General features: G+C 65.5%; 18 protein-coding genes and 1 pseudogene. 10 read left to right on the forward strand and 9 right to left on the reverse strand.

Annotated elements, in window-relative coordinates; translation table 11 throughout:
- Window position 1: 1 nt before the first annotated feature.
- The gene (locus tag EKK97_RS01765) at window positions 2-430 is read left to right on the forward strand and encodes a hypothetical protein (RefSeq protein WP_159548335.1); all 429 of its coding nucleotides are present in this window, start codon (window positions 2-4) and stop codon (window positions 428-430) included.
- A 71-nt stretch (window positions 431-501) separates the two neighbouring features.
- Here EKK97_RS01765 and EKK97_RS01770 read toward each other — a convergent pair whose 3' ends face one another.
- Both EKK97_RS01770 and EKK97_RS01775 read right to left on the reverse strand, forming a co-directional pair.
- On the reverse strand, window positions 502-2,694 hold the full coding sequence (locus EKK97_RS01770) for a TonB-dependent receptor domain-containing protein (protein ID WP_159548338.1): 2,193 nt from the start codon (window positions 2,692-2,694) through the stop codon (window positions 502-504).
- 95 nt (window positions 2,695-2,789) lie between these two features.
- The gene (locus EKK97_RS01775; RefSeq protein WP_159548341.1) at window positions 2,790-3,755 is read right to left on the reverse strand and encodes a LysR family transcriptional regulator; all 966 of its coding nucleotides are present in this window, start codon (window positions 3,753-3,755) and stop codon (window positions 2,790-2,792) included.
- A 197-nt stretch (window positions 3,756-3,952) separates the two neighbouring features.
- On the opposite strand from EKK97_RS01775, the gene EKK97_RS01780 reads away from it, so the two are divergent.
- The 4 genes from EKK97_RS01780 (at window position 3,953) to EKK97_RS01795 (ending at window position 7,883) form a co-directional block, all read left to right on the forward strand.
- Window positions 3,953-4,894, forward strand: a complete 942-nt coding sequence (locus EKK97_RS01780) for an ABC transporter substrate-binding protein (RefSeq protein ID WP_201296993.1) — start codon at window positions 3,953-3,955, stop codon at window positions 4,892-4,894.
- Window positions 4,895-4,959: 65 nt separating this feature from the next.
- Complete coding sequence (locus tag EKK97_RS01785) at window positions 4,960-5,916, forward strand: FecCD family ABC transporter permease (RefSeq protein ID WP_159555655.1); 957 nt, start codon at window positions 4,960-4,962, stop codon at window positions 5,914-5,916.
- A 30-nt stretch (window positions 5,917-5,946) separates the two neighbouring features.
- Window positions 5,947-7,083: a FecCD family ABC transporter permease gene (locus EKK97_RS01790; RefSeq protein ID WP_159548344.1), complete on the forward strand. Its 1,137-nt coding sequence runs from the start codon at window positions 5,947-5,949 to the stop codon at window positions 7,081-7,083.
- Window positions 7,080-7,883, forward strand: coding sequence for an ABC transporter ATP-binding protein (locus EKK97_RS01795; RefSeq protein WP_159548347.1), 804 nt, complete (start codon window positions 7,080-7,082; stop codon window positions 7,881-7,883). Before EKK97_RS01790 ends, EKK97_RS01795 begins: the two co-directional genes overlap by 4 nt.
- Window positions 7,884-7,990: 107 nt before the next feature.
- Here the strand turns inward: EKK97_RS01795 and EKK97_RS01800 are convergent, their stop codons facing one another.
- Complete coding sequence (locus tag EKK97_RS01800) at window positions 7,991-8,509, reverse strand: Hcp family type VI secretion system effector (protein WP_159548349.1); 519 nt, start codon at window positions 8,507-8,509, stop codon at window positions 7,991-7,993.
- A gap of 289 nt (window positions 8,510-8,798) precedes the next feature.
- Between EKK97_RS01800 and dksA the strand changes: the two genes are divergently transcribed.
- From dksA to EKK97_RS01815, 3 genes are all read left to right on the forward strand, one after another.
- Entirely contained in the window at window positions 8,799-9,227 is a 429-nt protein-coding gene (dksA, locus tag EKK97_RS01805; protein ID WP_159548351.1) for an RNA polymerase-binding protein DksA, read from the forward strand.
- Window positions 9,227-10,462 carry a zinc metallochaperone GTPase ZigA gene (gene zigA, locus EKK97_RS01810; RefSeq protein WP_159548353.1) on the forward strand — a complete coding sequence of 412 codons (1,236 nt, stop codon included), beginning with the start codon at window positions 9,227-9,229 and terminating at the stop codon, window positions 10,460-10,462. Before dksA ends, zigA begins: the two co-directional genes overlap by 1 nt.
- A gap of 175 nt (window positions 10,463-10,637) precedes the next feature.
- Window positions 10,638-11,942 carry a D-alanyl-D-alanine carboxypeptidase gene (locus tag EKK97_RS01815; RefSeq protein ID WP_201296994.1) on the forward strand — a complete coding sequence of 435 codons (1,305 nt, stop codon included), beginning with the start codon at window positions 10,638-10,640 and terminating at the stop codon, window positions 11,940-11,942.
- An 85-nt stretch (window positions 11,943-12,027) separates the two neighbouring features.
- Here the strand turns inward: EKK97_RS01815 and EKK97_RS24205 are convergent, their stop codons facing one another.
- The 6 genes and pseudogenes from EKK97_RS24205 to EKK97_RS01840 form a co-directional block, all read right to left on the reverse strand.
- Complete coding sequence (locus EKK97_RS24205) at window positions 12,028-12,915, reverse strand: ATP-binding cassette domain-containing protein (RefSeq protein ID WP_236551355.1); 888 nt, start codon at window positions 12,913-12,915, stop codon at window positions 12,028-12,030.
- Window positions 12,916-13,040: 125 nt separating this feature from the next.
- Window positions 13,041-13,466, reverse strand: a pseudogene (locus tag EKK97_RS24210) (ATP-binding cassette domain-containing protein); the annotation flags it as partial.
- Window positions 13,463-14,290, reverse strand: coding sequence for an ABC transporter permease (locus EKK97_RS01825; protein ID WP_159548356.1), 828 nt, complete (start codon window positions 14,288-14,290; stop codon window positions 13,463-13,465). The gene EKK97_RS01825 and the pseudogene EKK97_RS24210, both read right to left, overlap by 4 nt.
- Window positions 14,287-15,270 carry an ABC transporter permease gene (locus EKK97_RS01830; protein ID WP_159548357.1) on the reverse strand — a complete coding sequence of 328 codons (984 nt, stop codon included), beginning with the start codon at window positions 15,268-15,270 and terminating at the stop codon, window positions 14,287-14,289. Before EKK97_RS01830 ends, EKK97_RS01825 begins: the two co-directional genes overlap by 4 nt.
- Window positions 15,267-16,793, reverse strand: coding sequence for an ABC transporter substrate-binding protein (locus EKK97_RS01835; RefSeq protein ID WP_159548358.1), 1,527 nt, complete (start codon window positions 16,791-16,793; stop codon window positions 15,267-15,269). The genes EKK97_RS01830 and EKK97_RS01835 overlap by 4 nt, the downstream gene beginning before the upstream one ends.
- A 45-nt stretch (window positions 16,794-16,838) precedes the next feature.
- Entirely contained in the window at window positions 16,839-17,513 is a 675-nt protein-coding gene (locus EKK97_RS01840) for a DUF1826 domain-containing protein (RefSeq protein ID WP_159548359.1), read from the reverse strand.
- A 300-nt stretch (window positions 17,514-17,813) separates the two neighbouring features.
- Between EKK97_RS01840 and EKK97_RS01845 the strand changes: the two genes are divergently transcribed.
- Window positions 17,814-18,272 carry a (2Fe-2S)-binding protein gene (locus tag EKK97_RS01845; protein ID WP_159548360.1) on the forward strand — a complete coding sequence of 153 codons (459 nt, stop codon included), beginning with the start codon at window positions 17,814-17,816 and terminating at the stop codon, window positions 18,270-18,272.
- An 11-nt stretch (window positions 18,273-18,283) separates the two neighbouring features.
- On the forward strand, window positions 18,284-20,551 hold the full coding sequence (locus EKK97_RS01850) for a xanthine dehydrogenase family protein molybdopterin-binding subunit (protein ID WP_236551356.1): 2,268 nt from the start codon (window positions 18,284-18,286) through the stop codon (window positions 20,549-20,551).
- The last annotated feature ends 37 nt before the right edge of the window (window positions 20,552-20,588 follow it).

The following is a 20,588-nucleotide window of genomic DNA, read 5'->3' on the forward strand; positions in this document are numbered from 1 at the left end:
AATGAACCGTATCTTGTCTGCTCTGCTGCTCGGCTCCCTGCTGCTGTTGACCGGCTGTGCCGGCACCTGGGACCCGCGGGATAGCGCGACCGAGCTGGTACCCGGTCGGTCCTACGAGGCCATGACCGCGGGGCAGCGTTACTTCACCTTTACCCTGGATGCTCCCGCCCGCGTGGTGCTGGAGAGCCACACCTTCCCAGGCGATACCGGGCTGGTGGAACCTGCAGGACAGCTACTCGATGCCAACGGACAGGTGGTGGAGCGTGACTGGAACAGCGGCCGCAACGGTAACTTCCGGATCGAGCGCCAGCTCGAGCCGGGCGTCTGGTACCTGCGGGTGACCACTCCCCATGCCAGCCCCAGCTCCTTCGGAACGATGGAGCGCGACTACCGTTATTCGGTGACGCTGAGGATCGACAGGAATCGCTGAAGGTGGCGGATACAGAAAAGCCCCGGCGGCAGGCCGGGGCAGGTACGATCGAAAACCGCACAGTGAGACGGTCAGAACTCATAGGTCGCGGAGAGCCAGAAACTGCGGCCATCCAGGGCGACGCCGTCGGTGGAGCGACCGGTTTGGGTGTAACGGTAGGCTTGATACGTATCACCCTGCCACTCGTAGCTGTCCGACTTGCCGAAGTCCTTGTCGAGCAGGTTGTAGATCGTGCCGGTCAGGCGCACCCGGTCGGAGAAGCGGTACGTGGTACGCAGGTGGAACAGTTCGTAGCCATCCAGCCTGTTGCCCACTTGCTCGTATAGCGCCAGGTCTTGACCACCCGTCGGAATGCCGTCGCTGAACCGTTCGCGTGAGGAGTAGTACTCGCCTTCGAGAGTGGTATTGAGCCTTTCCGTCACGTCCCAGCCCAGGCTGGCGGTCAGCTTGTGCTTGGGTGCGTTGGTGAGCAGCATGCCCTCTTCCTCGCCCGAAGTGATCTCGGTGTCGGTATAGGTATAGCCGCCACGAACCTCCCAAGCGGGAGCAAAACGGTAGCGCGCCTCCAGCTCGATGCCCCGGGTTCTTGCCTCATCGATGTTGAGCAGCTGGGTGAAGCCGGTCTGTTGGGAGAAGTTGCCCACGCTGATGCAGCCGGGAACATTGCCGTCCGGGTGCAGGCAGTTGGGGATCTCCGCGCCTTCGGCAATGCGGTCGGTAAAGCGGTTATAGAAGGCCGTACCGCTGACCGTCAGACCGCCCAGGTTGTCGTAAATAGCGCCCAGCTCGTAGTTGGTGCTTTTCTCAGGCTCGAGATCGGGCGAGCCGATGGTGACCGTTTGCCCCTGATTGCCGAAGCCGGTAATGCCGTCATGCAGCTGGTTGAGTGTCGGTGTCTTGTAGCCCCGGCTGACGCCGCCCTTGAGCGTCCAATGGTCGGTGGTGTTCCAGACCAGATAGCCGCGCGGACTGAAGTGACCGCCGAAGGCATCATGATGCTCGTAGCGACCGCCCAGTGTGAGCGCCAGGTCGTCGCGTAGCCACCATTCGTCTTCGGCGAACAGCGCCCAGCTTTGCTGTTCGAAGGCTTGATCGCCAGCCGCGCCGTCTTCGAGGCGGGCGTCGATGTACTGGCCGCCCATGGTGAGCATGTGAGTATCGAATGGCATGGTGAACTTGGTATCGAAGACGATATCCCGGTTCTCCAGCAGCCGTGGCTCGCCTCCCTGCGCCTCGTAGCCGTACTCTGGTGCGCTGCCTGCCGGCAGGGTGCGACCCAGGGTTTCGGTCGTGTTGTGAGTGAGGCTGCTCTCCAGCGTACCGGCTTCGAAGCGTCCGGTATGGCCGATGGCTATCTGGTCGCGGTTGAAGCGCAGCTCGTCCTCATAGCCCCAGAACTGGCCTGGCTGGGGCTCGCAAGTGGCGCGATTGGTGCCGTCCAGCGTACCCAGGCGGCAGTCGTCGTTGGAGTAGCTCTGACGAGCGCGCTCCGCGTCCAACCAGACGGAGTTGCTGTCATCGGCGCGTAGTGTCAGCCGACCGCCCAGCGAGTAGATCCGTGCTTCGGTGGCGCGAGGATCGCGTCCGGCGCTGTCGGGAATCAGGCGCTCGGAAGCATCGCGATCGAATAGACGACCGCGCAGTTGAAGACCCAACACATCGTCGATCAGCGGGCCCGAGGTGTAGAAGCTGATACCTTGGGAGTTGCCCGCATCCCGGTCCTGCTGGAAGGTGGTGTCCAGTGTGACACTGCCTGCCCAGGTGTCGCTGACGGGGCGGGTAATGACATTGATGACGCCACCCATGGCATCGGAGCCGTACAGGGTCGACATGGGGCCACGAATGACTTCGATACGTTCGATGGCAGACAGTGGCGGCATGAAGCTGGTGGCGGTTTCGCCGAAACCGTTGGGCGTCACGTCGCCCGAGGCGTTTTGCCGGCGGCCGTCGATCAGGATCAACGTATAGTTGCTCGGCATCCCGCGAATACTCACGTTCAACCCGCCTGTCTTGCCCATGCCTGAACGGACGTCGACGCCGGGCACATCGGCGATGGCCTCAGCAATGTTCGAGTAGCGCTTGCGCTCCAGTTCTTCGCGGGGAATCACCGAGATGCTGGCAGGGGCGTCGTTGAGTGCCTGTTCGAAGCCGGCGGCGGTCACGACGATGCTATCGAGGCGCTTGGCGTCCTCAGCCTGAGCGGCAAAGGCAATTGGCGCACTGGCAATCGCGACGACCAGCGCGGTGCGGCGAGAGTGGAGCATGAGATCACCTGCTTTGCGTGAAATGATATTGATTATCAAACGCAGGTGATTCTAATGCGAAAAGTTCCCTTTGCTCAGGAGGAAGCCGGGCAACATTACGTTGCGTGCCGTGCAACGACTGCCGGGTGGGCCATACCGTGAACAGTGCCTGGCTCACCAAGGCTCGGTTCCCACTCGGCAGGCGTGGCTTGGCGCAAGAAGGTGAGCAAGGCACTCAAGCGCCGAGGACGCGGGCCGTAGGGATAGAGCAGCGTTACAGGCGTAGGGGCAAGGCTCCATTCCGGCAAACAGCGCTCAAGCGTACCGGGATGGGCTCGCTCGCGTGCCGCTGCCATCCAGTCAGGCATGATTCCCAGCCCATGACCGCGGGCGATGGTATCGCCATGCAGCATCTGCTGGTCGACGCGAAAGCGCGATTCAGGGGGTGTGAAACGAAACTCACCTTGCTGTGGATGGGTAAGGATCAGCCCATGCTCGGCTTCGCCGAGCAGATCGATCCAGGCGTGCTGAGTGAGCTCGCGAGGATGCTGCGGATGACCGCGCTGGACGAAGTAATCGGGGTGACCGTATAGGCTCCGACCAAGCCAGCCCAGCGTTTCCTGGCGCAATTCGCTGCCGTGGACCTCCCCCAGCCAGAGAGTCACGATTTGACTCTCGGCAGACAGGGGCGGCGTGGGACAGGTCTGCAGGGTCAGACGCACGGCGGGATGAAGGCTCATGAACTGCGCCAGGCTAGAAGCCAGCCAGCTACGCGCCAGAGCGTTATGCGTAGCCACATGCAGCTCGCCGCTGACCTCTTCGCTCAGTTCCTCCAAGGCCTGATGGCTTTGTTCGGCAAGCTCGAGAATTTGCCGGCAGTAGGCGTGGAACAGCTGGCCGGCCTCGGTGGGTAGCAGGCGATTGGACTGACGGCGCAGCAGCGACTGGCCCAATTGGCGTTCTAGCTGGGAGATGCGCCGGCTCAATGTCGACTTGGCCAGGTTCAGGGCGCGGGCACTGCGAGTCAGACTGCCGGAGCGCATGACATGGTCAAAGGCGAGAAGCTCGTCGAGATCGTACATCTAGGTCTCCAGCGCCAGGTTTGCGTTGCATATGGCCGAACAGTGTACTCTACGCATATGCAAATAAAAACCATTATTGTTAGTGAGGCGAGCAAGGCCGTTGCGCAATCGGCAACGTCTCGTTCCATGGCGACCACGCGGCTTGATTGTGATAATAATTCGCATTACATATTTTTCTTTTGGCATGGGGAACGACAATGAACCGTGGGCGAATCGGTGAAAGGGCGAAGTGCTGGTTCTGGCTGGCTGCGGTAATGCTGGCGCTGACGCCCACGATGGTCTGGGCCGAGAGAAGCGTGGAAACGGCCTTTGGCGAGGTAGTCGTGCCCGATGCTCCACAGCGGGTGGTTACCCTTCACGAGGGCGCTCTCGATACCGCCCTGGCGGTCGGCATCATGCCCTTGGGTGCCGTGACCACCCGTGGCGGCGACGGTGTGGCCCGCTACATCGAGGCTCATCTCGACGGCGAGCGCCCGACTATTGTCGGCGTGGTGCGCGAGATCAATCTAGAGGCCGTATTGAGGCTGGGGCCGGACCTGATCCTGGCCCCGCCACAGCTATCGGAGGCACAGTACCGGCTGCTCTCGCGCATGGCCCCTACCGTGGTGCCGCTGTCCGAAGGGCTTGACCCCGAGCTGTGGCGGGATGAGGCGCGTCTGCATGCCCAGGCCTTGGGGCGCGGGGCGGAAGTCGAAGCGTTGCTCGAACAGGTCGATGCCAGGGCCGCCGAGATTGCCGAGCGCATCGTGGCCGATGAGGCGCCCAGTGCTGTGTTGGTACGTTGGATGCCGCAAGGTCCCATGGTCTTGTCCGCCGACCTGTTTACCGCTGGACTGGTACGTGCCGCCGGCGTAGAGATCCACGATGCCGGCCTGGTGGAAGAGAGCAAACCGCACAGCGATACCCTGAGCCTGGAGAACCTTTCTCGCGTCGATGCCGACTGGCTGTTCCTGGCCACCCTCAACGAGGAAGGACGCGACGCACTCGAGGCCGCCAGGGCGTCGCCGGCCTTCTCCCGACTCGACGTGGTGGCTCGCGATCAGGTCGTACCGGTCGATGGCCAGCTGTGGACGAGTGCCACCGGCCCGCTGGCGGCACTGGCGATCCTTGACGAGCTAGACACCGCGCTGTCGCCTTGATGGACGCGGTTTCCCGCACGGGCGCTCTTGCGGCCCGCCGCCTCACCCTGAGGCTGGCGGGCCTGATAGTGTTACTAGCCCTGGTTTGCCTGGCCAGCCTGCTGTTGGGGGCCGGTGATGTCGGCCCGGCCCGGGCGCTTGCCGTATTGATGGGGCAGGGCGATGCCGAAGCCAGGTTCGTTCTCGGCTCGCTGCGTTTGCCGCGTACCCTGATCGGACTGGTGGTGGGGTTGTCGCTTGGCGTGGCTGGCGCTCTGCTGCAGGCGGTCACACGTAACCCGCTGGCCGAGCCGGGACTACTGGGTGTCAGCGCGGGTGCGGCTTTCGCCGTCGCGCTGGCGCTGCTATTGGGTGCTACGGCAACGACGATGCGGGTCGGCGTGGCCCAGCTCGGCGCCATGGCGGGCTGTCTCTGCGTACTGGGTGTGGCCCGGGTAAGTGGAGCCGGCAATGATCCGGTGCGGCTGGTGTTGGCTGGCGCTGCGCTGACGGGCCTACTGCTCTCGCTCACTTCACTATTGCTGTTGTTCGATCAGCGCGCCGCCGACGAGATCCGCTTCTGGATCGTCGGCAGCCTGGCTGGCCGGCGCCTCGAGCATCTCGTTGCCATCCTGCCTAGCCTGTTGCTGGCCGGCGGGTTGGTACTTGCCGTGGCCCGTCCCTTGGCGGCAATGGCGCTTGGCGAACGGATCGCGAGTGGCCTTGGGCACCGCCCGGGGCTGATCCGGCTGCTGGTTATCGTGGCCGTGGCGCTGCTGGTAGGAGCGGCCACCGCCACGGCCGGCCCCATCGCCTTCATCGGCCTGGTCGTACCGTTCGCCGCCCGGGCGCTGGCCGGCCCCGACATTCGCCGTACCCTGTGGTTCTGTCTGCCGCTGGGGCCGCTGATGGTGATTGCGGCCGACATCGTCTCGCGGTTGCTGGTCGCGCCTTCGGAAATGCCGCTGGGAGTGCTCACTGCCTTGTGTGGCGCCCCGGTGCTGGTGGCCGTGGTGCGAGCACGCCGCATGCCGACCCTCTGAGTGATGAGTATGGGAAGGGAAAGAGTCTCCATGTGCCGTGATGCATCAGCCCATAACCAGGCGCGACAGTGGCCCGATACAGAACGATGCGAGGGGGGCGCAACCGATGTCGTCGCCCCACCGGGGCACTGGCATCTGGCGTGGCAGGCGGCTGACGGCAGTGCCCCGTATAGCCTGTTGATCGATCGACGTGCCTTCGTGGCCGCCCTGATCCTGCTGTTGGCGCTGCTGATGGCATCGTTCGGCTACTTGGCCATGGGCAGCAGCCCGCTACCGCCACAGGCAGTGCTGGCGGCACTGGTGGGGCTCGGCGACATGATGGCCGTGTTCCTGGTGCAGGAACTGCGCTTGCCGCGACTGGCCGCTGCCTGCCTTACCGGCGCCGCCTTCGGCGTGGCCGGCTGTCTGATGCAGACCCTGGCTCGCAACCGCCTGGCCACCCCCGGCATCATCGGTATCGACAACGGGGCCACCGCCTTCGCCGTGGCCTCGGTGATCGGCCTGGGGGTCTCCCTGGCGCCACCGGCCATGGCCCTGGTGGGGGCGACCACAGCGGCTGCCCTGACCTTCGGCCTGGCTGCCGGGGGCGGTACCCAGGGCTACCGATTCATTGTCGCCGGCATTGGAGTTGGCGCCGTGTTCGGTGCCATCACCCAACTGCTGATGGCCAAGGTGCACATCGATACCGCCAACGCCGCCTATCCCTGGACAGTCGGCTCGCTCAACGCCCGACCGGCAGGGGCCGTCACGCTGCTCGCCGTCGGCTTGCCACTCGGCTTGGGCGCTGCCCTCTGGCTCACCCGTGCACTCAGCCTGATGCGTTTCTCGGACGCCGTAGCGTCCGCTCTCGGCCTGCGCGTCTCACAACGGCGTTGGCAGGTACTGGCGGTTTCGGTGCTGCTCACCGGACTTGCCGTCGCCGTAGCCGGCCCGGTGGGTTTGATCGGCCTGATCGGCCCCGAGATCGCCCGTTCGTTCTCCTCGCCGCGAGGAGTGCCGGTCGTGGCCTCGGCGCTGGCGGGCGCGCTGGTGATGGTGCTGGCCGACCTGGCGGGGCGGGTGCTGCTCTCGCCCCTCGAGATCCCTGTGGGCATCGTCACCGCCGTGGTGGGCGGCCCCTGGCTGCTGTGGATACTACTGCGACCGGCTTCGAGGAACCTGGCATGACCCGACACGAACTCGCCACCCGCGACCTGACCCTGTGCCACGGCCATACGACCATCATCGACCGCCTGGCGCTCTCCCTGCCGGCGGGAAAGGTCACCGCCATCGTCGGGCCCAACGGCTGCGGCAAGTCCACCCTGCTGGCCGGCCTCTCGCGGCTGCACGCGCCCAAGCAAGGGGCCGTGCTGCTCGATGGCAGGAATATCCAGCAGCTGCCGGCGCGGGAACTGGCGCGGCGGTTGGCGCTGCTGCCCCAGGAGGCCATCGCCCCGGAGGGGCTGACCGTGGCCGAGCTGGTGCGCTTCGGCCGCCAGCCTCACCAGGGCTGGCTGCGCCAGTGGTCGGCGGAGGATCAACGGATGGTGGGCAAGGCGCTGGCTGCGGCTGATGTGAGCGAGCTAGCGGATCGGTCCTTGGACACCCTCTCGGGCGGTCAACGTCAGCGCGCTTGGATCGCCATGACCATCGCCCAGCAGACACCGCTGCTGCTGCTCGATGAGCCCACCTCGGCGCTCGATCTCGGCCACCAGATCGAAGTCTTCGAACTGGTGCGGCGCCTTGCCGCCGAGGGGCGCACCGTGGTGATGGTGCTGCACGACCTGGCCAGCGCCTGCCGCTACGCCGACCACCTGCTGGCGCTGCACAACGGCCAACTGGTGGCCGCGGGCCCGCCGAGCGAGGTCGTCACCACTGAGCTGGTACGCCGGCTCTACGACATCGACTGCACATTGATCCCCGACCCCGCCACCGGCAGCTTGCTGTTGGCCAACGTGAGGCGGGCGCGGCAGTGCGTAGGCGTCTGAACGCTCGACCATCCTTAAGACACCACGACGCCAGCGCTCCCTTCGAGCGCTGGCGTCGTGTGCGAACCGTCGCCCCCACCCGGCTAGCGGGAGCGAGAACGAAGCGATCAGGACTCGATCGGGGCGCGCCAGTCGTCGGAACCGGAGGTGCCGGCGACGGTGTGTTCCCAGTCGATCTTGCGGTAGGCCAGGGAGACGTCCATCAGCTGAGTGAACTCGGCCTTGGTGGCGTCCTGGGCGTGCGGCATGCGCAGGTTGATGTCGACGATGGTGGCGTCGGTCAGGGTGGTGGTGAAGAAGTGCTCCTGCTTGCCCTCGACGGAGGTGCGGTACCACTTCAGTTCCACGTTGGGCAGCATCTCGCCGGAGGCTAGGGCGTTGTACATCAGCGGCACGGCCTTGTTCAGGGCCACGGTGAAGACGAACGGCTTGTGGGCGCGCTGGCCGGAAGGCTGGCCGGACTGCGGGTCGGTGGGCACGGTCACGACGTGCTTGAACTCCTGGACCAGCATCTCGTCCTCGTGGCCTTCCACGTAGATGTTGCCCACGGAGTCCGGGGTGAAGGCACCGGCGGTGATGTTGCCCTGGGTCTGGCCTTCGATGCTGATATAGCAGGGAGTCGGCATGGTCTGCTCCTTGACGATGTGAATGAAATGTCCCGATGGACGGTGCATAAGGGGCAGGAAGCGTGCCGGATATGAGAAACACAAGAAAAAACAAAGCGATCAGGGATTTTGCACTACCAGGCCTAAATAGAATTAGGCAACAAGTTGCCCAGAGCGGGCAAGATCTTGCCCGGCCGGGCAATAAGTTGCCTGATTAAAATTAAATTGGTTGGGGCGGATGAATGAGGAAGTGGTATATGTGTTGGGTGAATTGATATGTTATAACATCTGCTTTTTGGGAGAGAGACCCATGCAGGCCGACCCCGAGGCGCAGCAACTGCTGGCAATGCCGGAAGAGGCGTATATGAACGCCGCCCAGCTCGACTACTTCCGACGTCGGCTCCTGGCCGAACAGGCCGAGGTGGAAGGGCATCTGGAGGAGGTGCGCAAGGCTATTGGCGACAACGAGCGCAGCGGTGACGAACTCGATCGCGCCGCGGTTGAGGAGGAGCTGCGCCTGCTGTTGCGCCAGGCCGATCGCGAGACGCGACTGTTGCGCAAGATCCGCCAGGCGCTGCGACGCATCGAGGAAGGCGACTACGGCTACTGTGCCGAAACCGGCCAGCCCATCGGTCTGCCGCGCCTGCTGCTGAGGCCGACGGCAGAGCTATGCCTGGAGGCCAAGGAGCGCCAGGAGCAGCGTGAGCATCACTACAGCAAATCGCGAGGAGACCAATGATGACGAGTGCCCTGTTGCCCGTGACCGTGCTGTCCGGCTTCCTCGGTGCCGGCAAGACCACTTTGCTCAACCATATCCTGGCCAACCGGGAAGGGCGCCGCGTGGCGGTGATCGTCAATGACATGAGCGAGGTCAACATCGATGCCGCCCTGGTGCGAGGTGGCCCTGGTGAGAAGGAAGGTGAGGTCGCTCTCAATCGAGCCGAGGAGCGCCTGGTCGAGATGAGCAATGGCTGCATCTGCTGCACGCTGCGTGAGGATCTATTGGTGGAGGTGAGTCGTCTGGCGCGGGAAGGCCGCTTCGACTACCTGGTCATCGAATCGACAGGCATCTCCGAGCCGTTGCCGGTGGCGGAGACCTTCACCTTTGAAGATGAGCAGGGGCAGAGCCTCTCCAGCGTTGCGCGGTTGGACACCCTGGTTACGGTGGTCGATGGCGCCAACTTCCTCGAGCAGTACTACGCGGCGAAATCCCTGGCCGAGGCGGGTGAGAGTCTCGGCGAAGGCGACGAGCGCAACGTGGCTGACCTGTTGGTCGATCAAATCGAGTTCTGCGACGTGCTGCTGATCAGCAAGACCGACCTGATCGACGAAGCACGGCTGGCAGAGGTGAAGGCCGTACTGCGCTCGCTCAACCCCGACGCCGAGCTGATCGCCATGGCCAATGGGCAGGTGCCGCTCGACAAGGTGCTCGATACTGGCCGCTTCAGTTTCGAGCGGGCCCAACTGGCACCGGGCTGGCTCAAGGAGCTGCGTGGCGAACACGTGCCCGAAACCCAGGAGTACGGTATCTCGAGCTTCGTCTACCGTGCCAGGCGGCCCTTTCATCCACAGAAGTTTCATGACCTCTTGCATGGCGACTGGTTCGGCGGCAAGCTGCTGCGGTCAAAGGGGTTCTTCTGGCTTGCCACACGGCCGCAGTTCGCCGGGCAATGGAGCCAGGCGGGCGGTATCGCCCACTACGGCTTTGCCGGCATGTTCTGGAAAGCGGTGCCCAAATCGCGCTGGCCCAAGGATGCGGAAAGCCGGGCTTATATCATGGAGCAGTGGGAAGAGCCTTTCGGCGACATGCGGCAGGAACTGGTCTTCATCGGGCAGAACCTCGATGAGGCCAGGATACGCCAGGCGCTGGACGACTGCCTGATCGGTTCTGCCGAACTGGCGGATGGTCCTGCGGGCTGGGCCTCTCTGCCCGATCCCTTTCCGGCCTGGGAGCACCCTGGCAGCATCGGGTAAGGCAGCATGTTATTCCGGTTGATTAATAAACCGATCTTTGATGGAAGCCGCCGGAATATATGCAAAAAAACTTGCTATTCCGGCTGTAAAGCGTTTCGTTAACCGCCATACTGAGGCTAGGTCCGCTTTAGAAACGGACTACAGGGGAATCACAAGGGAACCAGAGGTGTTCGTCATGCACTCCTACAACCGACACTACCTCGGTGTGGCCATCTTTTTTATTCTTTGTTTTCAACTGTTGACAGTCAGTACGGCGCAGGCCAACCCCCGCTATGCGGCCATCGTGATCGATGTCGAGAGTGGCGACGTGCTGCATGCAGCCAACGCCGATGCCAGCCGCTATCCCGCTTCACTGACCAAGATGATGACGCTCTACATGCTGTTCGAAGCGCTCGAGAACGGCAGTGTGCGTCTCGACCAGCCGCTGTCGGTATCGTCCCATGCTGCCTCGATGCCGGCCTCAAAGCTGTGGCTCGCGGCGGGTAGTTCCATCACCGCGGAAGAGGCCATCAAGGCGCTGGTGGTGCGCTCCGCCAACGACGTTGCCGTGGTGGTGGCCGAGGCGCTGGGCGGCACGGAGTCCAGCTTCGCGCGCATGATGACCCAGCGGGCCAACGAACTCGGCATGGCCGACACCGTGTTCCGCAACGCCTCGGGCCTGCCGGACAACGCCCAGGTCACCACGGCGCGTGACATGGCCACCCTGTCGATTCGTGTGATGCAGGACTTCCCGCAGTACTACCACTATTTCTCGACCCAGAGCTTCACCTACCGCGGCACAACCCACACCAGCCATAATCGGCTACTACGCAACTATGCCGGCGCCGATGGCCTCAAGACCGGTTTCATCCGCGCTTCGGGTTTCAATGTGGCGACCTCGGCGGTACGCGACAATCGCCGTATCGTCTCGGTGGTGATGGGCGGTTTCACCGCCGCCTCGCGCGACACCCACATGGCCGATCTGCTCGACCGTGGTTTCGCTCGGCTCTCCATGCTACAGCGGGGCGACTGGATCGCCCGGGCCGATGTGCTGGGCGATCGCATGGAATTGCCGGATAGCTCTTCCGCTTCGGCTCAGCAGTTGGCGGCTGCCCCGGAGCCGCAACCTCAGCCGGCCAGCTCCGAATCGGAGCGGCGCTACTCCTTCCAATCGGAGATGGGCGTCGAGATGGGCTCCGCCGACGATCCGATCCGTGCCCTGATCGCTCAGGCCGATGCGCCGCAACAACGCGCCGGCGGCAACTGGGCGGTACAGGTCGGAGCCTTCAACGATCCCGATCAGGCCCGCTACCTCGCCTCTCGTGCAGCCGACCAGCTGGCCAGCCTGCTCAGCGAAGTTCGTGTCTCGGTGGCCGAGTCGGGAGGGGAGCAGCGCGTCTTCCGCGCCCGGTTGGTCGATCTGCAAGAGAGCGATGCTCACTCCGCCTGCAACAGCCTGCGCGCCCAAGGCATGGACTGCATGGTGGTGGCTCACTACTGAAGCAGCGCTTCAACGTCCATTGCGACAATGCCATGACGACATCGCCCCGCATGAGCGGGGCGATGTCGTTTTTCTCATGAGTCGCTCAGGCCAGGGCCGAATCGAACTCCGGCTCCACTTCGCGCCGGCTGCCGTTGCCGAGTGCGATCCGCCGGTCGCAGATGCGCTCGACCAGGGCCGGGTCATGGCTCACCAGTATCACCCCACAGCGCCGCTCGCGGGCCAACTCGACCAGCAGCGCCAACGTTTGGCGCTGGGTGATGGGGTCGAGACGCGACGTTGGCTCGTCGGCAAACAGGAAGCACGGTTCGAGCAACAGCACGCGCAGGATGGCGAAACGCTGCAGCTCGCCGCCCGATATTTCACCGGGACGCCGGGCCAGCAGCCGCTCGTCGAGTCCCAGGCGTGTCATCAGCGGGGCGATGGCACTACGATCCAGGCGATGGCGTCGCACCAGGTCGTCGAGCAGACGCGAGAGCTGCCAGTGGGGAGAGAAGGCCGCCGGCGGATCCTGATAGAGCTTCTGGAAGCCGAGCGGATACCCCGGCGCCCGATGAACCTCACCATCGTCGGCATGCGTCACGCCCAGCAGCATGTCGCCCAGAGTACTCTTGCCGCAGCCGGAAGGGCCGACCACGCCGACGATCTCACCGGGACTGACCGAGAGCGAGAGATCGTGGAACAGTTGGCGTCCACCACGCGCCTTGACCAAACCACTGGCGCTCACCACCGCCGCCTGTCGCTCGCCCAGCGGTGTCGGGCGTGGCCAGCGGCTGGGTTCGGCATCCAGCAGGCGTCGGCCATACTCGCTCTGTGGGTGAGTGAGCACTTGCTGGGCCGGGCCGCGCTCGACCACCTGGCCCTGGCGCAGAATGACCACTTCGCCGCCGAGGCGGCGGGCCACGTCGATGTCGTGGGTAATGGTGACCAGGGCGCCGCCGCGTTCGGGCGTACGGGCCAGCAGCTCGACCACCGCATCTCGCCTGGGCGCATCGAGCCCCTTGGTCGGCTCGTCGGCGATGACGATGGGGCACCGCCGGCACTGGCGGCGGCGAAGGCCACTCGTTGTGCCATGCCGCCGGAAAGTTCGCCGGGCAGCTTGCCGCCGGCCTCCGGCAGGCCCAGCTCGGTCAGGTCGGCCCAGGCGGCCTGAAGCGACGCTCGGCGGTCGCGCCCGGCCACGTGGCGATGGCTTTCGGCGACCTGGGCAACGGCGCGCATGGTCGGGTCCAGGGCATGCCACGGCTCCTGGGGCAGCAGTGCCAGGCGCCGGCCCCACAGGGTACGGCGCGACGTGCCGTCGGCGGCATCGAACGTCTCGCCATCGATGACGAGCCGCCCCTGGGCGGCAAGACCACGAGGCAGCGTGCCCATGATCGCCTGGGCGATCAGGCTCTTGCCCGAGCCGGTCTCGCCGAGCAGGGTCAGGCGGCCGCCCGCCGCGAGAGCGCAGGAGAAGGGGGCGATGGTGACGCCCTCACCCTGGATCGTGATGTCTTCGGCTTGAAGTAAGTACGCACTCATCGTGGATCCCTTCCGGCCAGCAGGTTGAGGCTCAGCACCAGCACGAACAACACCACGATCGGCTGGGCCATGGCCCAGGGTGCCTCGTGGTAGTAGGGCAGCAGCTCGATCATCAACAGCCCCAGTTCGGCGGTGGGCGGGCGCAGGCCGACGCTGACGAAGCCCAGCGCGGCCATGGCGAGGATCGCGCTGGCGGCGCCGAAGGCGGCCAGGGTCAGCACCTGCGGGGCTAGCTCCGGCCACAGGTGGCGGCGGAACAGGTAGAGTGGACCGAAGCCGAGCAGGCGGCTCGCCTCGAGCTGCGGCGAGGCGACCAGGATTCGGGTGCGGGCCCGTACCACACGGAAGTACTCGATCCACAGCACCAGCGAAATGCCGACGTACAGCGCCCAGAAGTTACCCGGGGCGATGGCGACGAGCAGCAGTACCAGCAGCAGGCCCGGCAGCGCCAGGCAGGCGTCGGCCAGGCTGCCCAGTACGCGGTCGAGCCAGCCGCCGCGCCAGCCGGCCATCACGCCGAGAATCACGCCCGGTATCGCAGCACTGGCCACGCTGAGCAGGGCCATGCCCAGCGACAGGCGCACGGCACTGGCCAGGCGCGCCAGCAGGCTGCGCCCCAGGTGGTCGGTGCCGAGCGGCTCGGCCAGCGTCGGCAGTTGCAGGATGCGTGTGAGCTGCTGGCGAGCGGGATCGGCATCGAACAGCCAGGGCACCAGCCAGGCGAAGGCGAGCAGCAGCGCCAGCAGCGCGGCGCCGAGCCGCTGACGGCCGTTCAGCGTCGGCAGGGCAAGGCGGCGGGAAGGCGCCAGGGTTGAGACATTCATGCGCTGCGCCTCCTGGGGTCGAGCCAGTGGCAGAGCAGGTCCACCACGGTATTGAGGGCGACGAACATTAGTCCCATCACCAGCGCGGTGCCCTGGATCATCGGCACGTCGCGGGCAACGATGGCATGTACCAGGGCATGGCCGATGCCGGGCCAGGCAAACAGGGTCTCGACCACTACCACGCCCTCGATCAGGTAGACGAACTGCACGCCGAGATAGGCGATCACCGGTACCGCGGCGTTGCGCAGGCCGTGGCGCAGGAAGCTCAGACGCTCGCCCAGGCCCTTGGTACGCGAAAAGGCGTAATAGGCCGATTGCGAGACGTCGGACATGGCATTGCGCGCCACCCGGCTGGAGATGGCGGCCAGGGCCAGCGCCAGGGTTAGCGCCGGGAGTATCCCGTGCGCGAAGCGGCCATGGCCGGCGGCTGGCAGCCAGCCCAGGGTGACCGAGAAGATCAGGATCAGCACCAGACCGACGGCGAAGGGGGGCAGGGCGCGCAGCACGCTGGCGGCCACTTCGCTTACGCGGTCCAGTGCACCGTTGGGCTTGAGTCCGGCGAGCAGGCCAAGCGGCGGGCCCAGCAGCAGCGAGAGCAGCACGGCCAGGAAGGCCAGTCCCAGGGAATGGCCGAGCTGATGCCAAAGCTCGGTCATCACCGGCTCGCCGCTGACCAGCGAGCGCCCCAGGTCGAGTTGCAGCAGGTCCCACAGCCAGCCGAAGTAGGCGCCGAGCGCCGGCTGGTCCAGTGCCAGCTCGGCACGTACCGCCTCGGCGGCACTGGTGTTGACCATGTCGTGCCCGTAGCGTCCGGCGGCGATGCGGTAGGCCATGTCGCCGGGCAATGAGCGAGTCAGCACGAAGGTGAGGGTGCCGACCATCCACGCCACCAGCCCGGCCTGGAACAGGCGCTGCAGCAGCAGGCTGCCAAGGCCTGCCGTCCAGCGCGGTGTCGTTCGTGATGCCAGGGTCACGCTCATTCACTCCACCTCAGTTCGTCGATGCGATAGCTGCGCTCCAGCGGGTCGATGGAGAAGCCTTCCAGTTCGGCGTTGACCGCAGCCGTCTGCTGATACCAGGCCACGGGCACGACCGGCATCGCCTCGTTCAGACGGCGTGCCACCTGCTCCGCCAGCTCGCTGCGGGTTTCCATGTCGGCCACCTGGCGCAGGGTGTCGAGCCAACTGGCCAGGTCGTCGTCGCGCCAGCCCATGGCCCCCCAATCGCCGCCCATCGCTTCGGGATCGGTACCAAAGTCGTCAAGCAAAGTGCCGAGCGGGTCGGGCACCAGCCCGTAGTTACGCGCCATCATGCCCAGTTCCAGGCTGCCGTCGCGATGACCGGAGGGAATCTCGCTGGCGTTGCCCACGGCGACTTCCAGCGCCACGCCGATCTCGCGCCACTGGTCCTGCAGGGCTGTCGCCACCAGCGGCAGTTCGGGGCGGTCGGAGAAGGTGCGCAGGGTCAGTTGGAACGGTTCGCCGTCGCGCTCGAGCATACCGTTGCCGTTGGCCTGCCAGCCCAGCTCGGCGAGCAGCTCGCGGGCCCGCTCCATGTCCTGGGCATCGCCTGCGTCGAGGCCGAGGTGCCAGGGGCCGAGGCTTGCCGGGAACAGCTCGGCGGCGGCGGCTTCGGGATCGCGCAGCAGGCCGGCGGCGATGCCCTCGCGGTCGATGGCCAGGCTCAGCGCCCGACGGGCGCGCTCGTCCTCAAGGAGGGGGTGCTCGGCATTAACCTTGAACACGATGGTGCGCGGCAGCGGTTCGGCATGCAGGGCCAGGCGGTCATGACGCGCCAGCCGCGCGCGGCTGGCCGGGTCGAGGGTGAATACCACGTCGGCATCGCCGCTCTCGGCCATCACGGCACGCGTCTCGCCGCGGCCCACCGCCAGGTAGCTGGCGGTGCCGATGGCGGGTGCCTCGCCCCAGTAATCGTCGAAGCGCTCCACATCGAGCCGCTGCGGCGGTGTTACCGTTGCCGCCCGATAGGGGCCGGTGCCGATCACCTGGACGACCCTGCCCTCGTCGTCATAGGCATCCGGGGCGAGGATCAGGGTGGTGGAGTGGGCGAGCAGAGCGGGCAGCGGGGCAAAAGCGCTCTCGAGCCGGATCACCACCTCGTTGCCGTCGGCTTCGATGGCGGTAATGGGAGCGGGATCGAGGATACCCGGCTTGGCCAGGGCATGCTCGAGGCTTGCCGCTGCGGCCTGCGCCGTCAGCGGGCTGCCATCGTGAAAGACGACCCCTTCGCGCAGCGCGAAGCGCCAGGTCAGGCCATCGTCGGTGACCTCCCAGGCGCTGGCCAGGCCAGGGGCGGGCTGACCGCTGGCATCGGTGTCGACCAGGGTCTCGGCGACGCGCATGCGGGCGAAGACATAGCCCGAGGTCGAGGGATCGACCCCGGTGATCTCCCAGGGAGCGACGACCGCCAGCGGGCGGTCGGCGAGAGCGGCCAGGGGCAGCAGGGCCAGGCCGAGGAGCAATGAACGAGGGGGCAGTGGCATTGCGGGTCTTCCTTGCATGAAGTTGAGGTTGGGGGGCTTTTGCTATCAACCTGGATCCAGTGCCAGCAGCAGGCGGCGCTCACCAGGCGCCGGCTGAGGGCTGCGATGCACCAGGCCGCGTTCTTCGTTGCTGACCCAACCACAGCCTTTCAGCAGGGCCAGATCGCCTATGGCGAGCTGCCGAATGGCGGCAGGGTCGGCGACGATGTCGGGCTTGTCCGGATGTGGGGCGCCAAGCCCGGCGCGGTTGACGGCATGCTCCGGCAGCCACTCACTGGCCGGGCCGGCGTATGTGGTCACGAGGCGTACCGCCAGGTTATCGACGTGAAAGCGCGGGCACATGGCGCCTTCCAGCGTGCGCAGGCGAATGCCGATGGTGGCGGTCGAGAACAGGTAGGCCATGGCTTCGGCGATGTTGCCGATGTCTTCCACCAGCGCATCACCGGCCTCGGGGGCGGGTAGCCGGCGTGCCAGGTCCTCTTGCATGGCCAGGCCAGGCGCGCCACGCCAATGCCATTCGACCCCGCGCTGGCAGGCGAGCTGGCTGCGCACGGCCAGCGTGAGGGCCACGTCGAGCCGGCGCTCCATCACGGCCAGGGTGATGTGGTCGTCGAAGATACGAGGGAGCACCTCGATGTCCTGGCTGAATGCCCAGTGGGCAGATGAGGGCACGCCAAGCGGCGTGATTACCTGGGAATGGGGAGTCGAGAGGGCTGGCATGGGGGCAACCTTTGGTGAGGCGGCGTGGCGTTGAAAAGAGACTATATAACATAACGCAAGTAGGGCTTGGCAAACATCCCCCGATGCGCCGTGAAGGAGTTGGTCAGTTCAACGACAGGATCAGGCAATGATCCGCCAGTAATGAGCTAATCCTTGAAAAGGCTTCCTTCCTATACTCCGCCGTAGTCTCGATTACCGAGCCGGTCGAAGCTCCGCCCGGCGCCTTTCCTGTCCCACTTCTCTCCCCTGACATAGGCCATCCAGCGCCTTTCCCATAACCAGAAAAGCATGAGGAATCCCATGGCGACACTGACCATCAATGGTGAATCCCATCAGCTCGACGTTCCCGACGACATGCCACTGCTCTGGGTCCTTCGGGATGTCGCAAACCTGACCGGCACCAAATACGGGTGCGGCATGTCCCTTTGCGGGGCCTGCACCGTGCACCTCGATGGAGAAGCGATTCGCTCCTGTACCACGCCCATTTCCGCTGCCGCTGGCAAAGAGGTGACGACCATCGAAGCAATCGACAGGGATCGCATCGGCAAGGCCGTGCAGGAGGCATGGCGCCAGCATGACGTGGTGCAGTGCGGGTATTGCCAATCCGGCCAGATCATGGCGGCCGTGGCACTGTTACGCGACAACGCCGACCCCAGCGACGACGACATCGATTCCGCCATGAACGGCAACATCTGCCGCTGCGCCACTTACGTCCGTATTCGTGCCGCGATCCATGACGCCGCCGAGCAACTGGCCTAAGGAGTGTTGTGATGGGAATTCTCAAGCATGTATCAGCGCCCAAGCCGGAAGCCGTGGGTGTCGTCAACATCAGCAGGCGCCGTTTTCTGCAGGGCTCCACCGGCCTGGTGCTGGGTCTTTACCTGGCGCCATTAACCTTGAATGGCAGCCGGGCTGAAGCGGAAGAAGGCGCGGAGGCCGACTTCGAGCCCAATGCCTTCGTGCGGATTACCGCCGACGGCACCGTCATAGTCCTGGCCAAGCATCTGGAGATGGGGCAGGGCACCTATACCGGACTCGCCACCCTGGTGGCCGAGGAGCTGGATGCGGACTGGAGCCGGGTGAGAGTGGAAGGCGCCCCTGCGGATGCCGAGCGCTACAAGAACCTGGCCTTTGGTCTGCAAGGCACCGGGGGAAGCACGGCCATCGCCAACTCCTACGAACAGATGCGTACGGCCGGCGCCACGGCCCGTGCCATGCTGGTGGCGGCTGCCGCCGAGCGCTGGGGTGTCGCCGCCGAGAGCATCAGCGTCAGCCAGGGAGTGGTGCGGCACCGGGAATCAGGGCGCGAGGCAGGGTTCGGCGAGCTTGCCGAAGCCGCCGCCGAGCTGCCGGTACCGCAGGAGGTGACGCTCAAGGATCCCGAGGACTTCACCCTGATCGGGACGCTGAACACACCACGCACGGACAGCGCCGGCAAGACCGACGGCAGCGCCATGTTTACTCAGGACATGAAGTTGCCGGGCATGCTGATCGCGGTAGCCGCACACCCGCGCCGCTTCGGTGCCCGTGTCGCGAGCTTCGACGACACCAAGGCCAGGGAGGTGCCCGGCGTTGTCGAGGTCGTGCCATTTGCCGGCGGTCCCCACCGCTTCGAGGGCGTGGCAGTGCTGGCGGAGAACACCTGGGCGGCGAGCCAAGGGCGCAATGCGCTGGAGATCGAATGGGACGACAGCCAGGCCTTCTCGTTGGGCAGCGAGGAGATCATGGCGCGCTACCGTGAACTGGCCGAGGAGGAAGGGGCGATAGCGGCGCGACATGGCGACGTGGTCTCGGCGCTGTCCGAGCCGGCGACCCTGATCGAGGCCGATTATGAGTTTCCCTACCTCGCCCATGCGGCCATGGAGCCGATGAACTGCCTGGTCGAGCTGGGCGACGAGCGTTGCGATATCTGGAACGGTGAGCAGTGGCAAACGATGGACCAGCAGTTGGTGGCGGAGCTGCTGGGCATTGCCCCGGAGAATGTCAGCCTGACGCAGCTGTATGCCGGGGGCAGCTTCGGTCGGCGTGCCAACCCCTATTCGGATTTCGTGCTGGAGGCGGTCTCGATCGCCATGGCTGCGCGTGAGCAGGGGATCGAGGCCCCCGTCAAGCTGGTCTGGATGCGCGAGGACGATACCCGTGGTGGCTACTATCGGCCGATGAATTTCCATCGTGGGCGCCTGGCGCTCGATGCCGACGGTCAGCTGATCGCCTGGCATCAACGCCTGGTTGGCCAGTCGATCCTGCAGGGAACGGCGCTGGAATCCTTCCTGGTGCAGGATGGTATCGACGCGACCTCGGTCGAAGGCGCCGCGAACCTGGCCTACGACGTGCCCAATCTGCAGGTCGAGCTGCATACGCCGGAGGATATCGGGGTGCCGGTGCAATGGTGGCGGGCCGTGGGGCACACGCATACCGCGTTTTCGACGGAGTGCCTGATCGATGAGGCGGCGGTCGCTGCCGAACAGGATCCGGTGGCGTTTCGTCGCGCGTTGCTGAGCCAGCATCCCCGCCACCGCGGCGTACTGGATCTGGTGGCGGAGAAGGCCGGCTGGGAGCAGCCGCTCGCGCCCGGTAGCGATGGGCAGCGGCGCGGCCGGGGAGTCGCCGTACACGAGTCCTTCAATTCCTTCGTGGCGCAGGTGGCCGAGGTCACGGTGGAGGAAGATGGCAGCTATCGCGTCGACCGGGTCGTATGTGCCGTGGATTGCGGGGTTGCCGTCAACCCGGACGTGATCAAGGCGCAGATGGAAGGCGGGATCGGCTTCGGCCTGGCGGCCGCGCTGCACGGCGAGATCACCCTGGAGGAGGGGTCGTGCAGCAATCCAATTTCCATGACTACGAGGTATTGCGTATCAACGAGATGCCGGCGGTGGAGGTGCACATCGTACCGTCGACCGAAGCCCCTACCGGGGTCGGCGAGCCGGGCGTGCCGCCAATTGCCCCGGCTGTGGCCAACGCCCTCTTCGATGCAAGCGGCGAGCGCTTGCGCAGGATGCCGTTCGCCCAGCGGCTCCCGGTCTAGGCGCAAGGCGTAACCGACGGCCGGGCCATCGCCCCAGGCAAGCCCGGCCG

It is taken from the genome of Billgrantia tianxiuensis, from assembly GCF_009834345.1.
Lineage (GTDB): Bacteria > Pseudomonadota > Gammaproteobacteria > Pseudomonadales > Halomonadaceae > Halomonas > Halomonas tianxiuensis.

What these genes read in the sequence shown, in the direction of transcription:
- dksA (WP_159548351.1), top strand. Translation starts at nt 8,799, where the DNA reads ATGCAGGCCGACCCCGAGGCGCAGCAACTGCTGGCAATGCCGGAAGAG.
- EKK97_RS01835 (WP_159548358.1), bottom strand. Translation starts at nt 16,793, where the DNA reads ATGCCACTGCCCCCTCGTTCATTGCTCCTCGGCCTGGCCCTGCTGCCC.
- EKK97_RS01780 (WP_201296993.1), top strand. Translation starts at nt 3,953, where the DNA reads ATGAACCGTGGGCGAATCGGTGAAAGGGCGAAGTGCTGGTTCTGGCTG.
- EKK97_RS01765 (WP_159548335.1), top strand. Translation starts at nt 2, where the DNA reads ATGAACCGTATCTTGTCTGCTCTGCTGCTCGGCTCCCTGCTGCTGTTG.
- EKK97_RS01775 (WP_159548341.1), bottom strand. Translation starts at nt 3,755, where the DNA reads ATGTACGATCTCGACGAGCTTCTCGCCTTTGACCATGTCATGCGCTCC.
- EKK97_RS01840 (WP_159548359.1), bottom strand. Translation starts at nt 17,513, where the DNA reads ATGCCAGCCCTCTCGACTCCCCATTCCCAGGTAATCACGCCGCTTGGC.
- zigA (WP_159548353.1), top strand. Translation starts at nt 9,227, where the DNA reads ATGACGAGTGCCCTGTTGCCCGTGACCGTGCTGTCCGGCTTCCTCGGT.
- EKK97_RS01800 (WP_159548349.1), bottom strand. Translation starts at nt 8,509, where the DNA reads ATGCCGACTCCCTGCTATATCAGCATCGAAGGCCAGACCCAGGGCAAC.
- EKK97_RS01850 (WP_236551356.1), top strand. Translation starts at nt 18,284, where the DNA reads ATGGGAATTCTCAAGCATGTATCAGCGCCCAAGCCGGAAGCCGTGGGT.
- EKK97_RS01825 (WP_159548356.1), bottom strand. Translation starts at nt 14,290, where the DNA reads ATGAATGTCTCAACCCTGGCGCCTTCCCGCCGCCTTGCCCTGCCGACG.
- EKK97_RS01830 (WP_159548357.1), bottom strand. Translation starts at nt 15,270, where the DNA reads ATGAGCGTGACCCTGGCATCACGAACGACACCGCGCTGGACGGCAGGC.
- EKK97_RS01795 (WP_159548347.1), top strand. Translation starts at nt 7,080, where the DNA reads ATGACCCGACACGAACTCGCCACCCGCGACCTGACCCTGTGCCACGGC.
- EKK97_RS01815 (WP_201296994.1), top strand. Translation starts at nt 10,638, where the DNA reads ATGCACTCCTACAACCGACACTACCTCGGTGTGGCCATCTTTTTTATT.
- EKK97_RS01790 (WP_159548344.1), top strand. Translation starts at nt 5,947, where the DNA reads ATGTGCCGTGATGCATCAGCCCATAACCAGGCGCGACAGTGGCCCGAT.
- EKK97_RS01845 (WP_159548360.1), top strand. Translation starts at nt 17,814, where the DNA reads ATGGCGACACTGACCATCAATGGTGAATCCCATCAGCTCGACGTTCCC.
- EKK97_RS01770 (WP_159548338.1), bottom strand. Translation starts at nt 2,694, where the DNA reads ATGCTCCACTCTCGCCGCACCGCGCTGGTCGTCGCGATTGCCAGTGCG.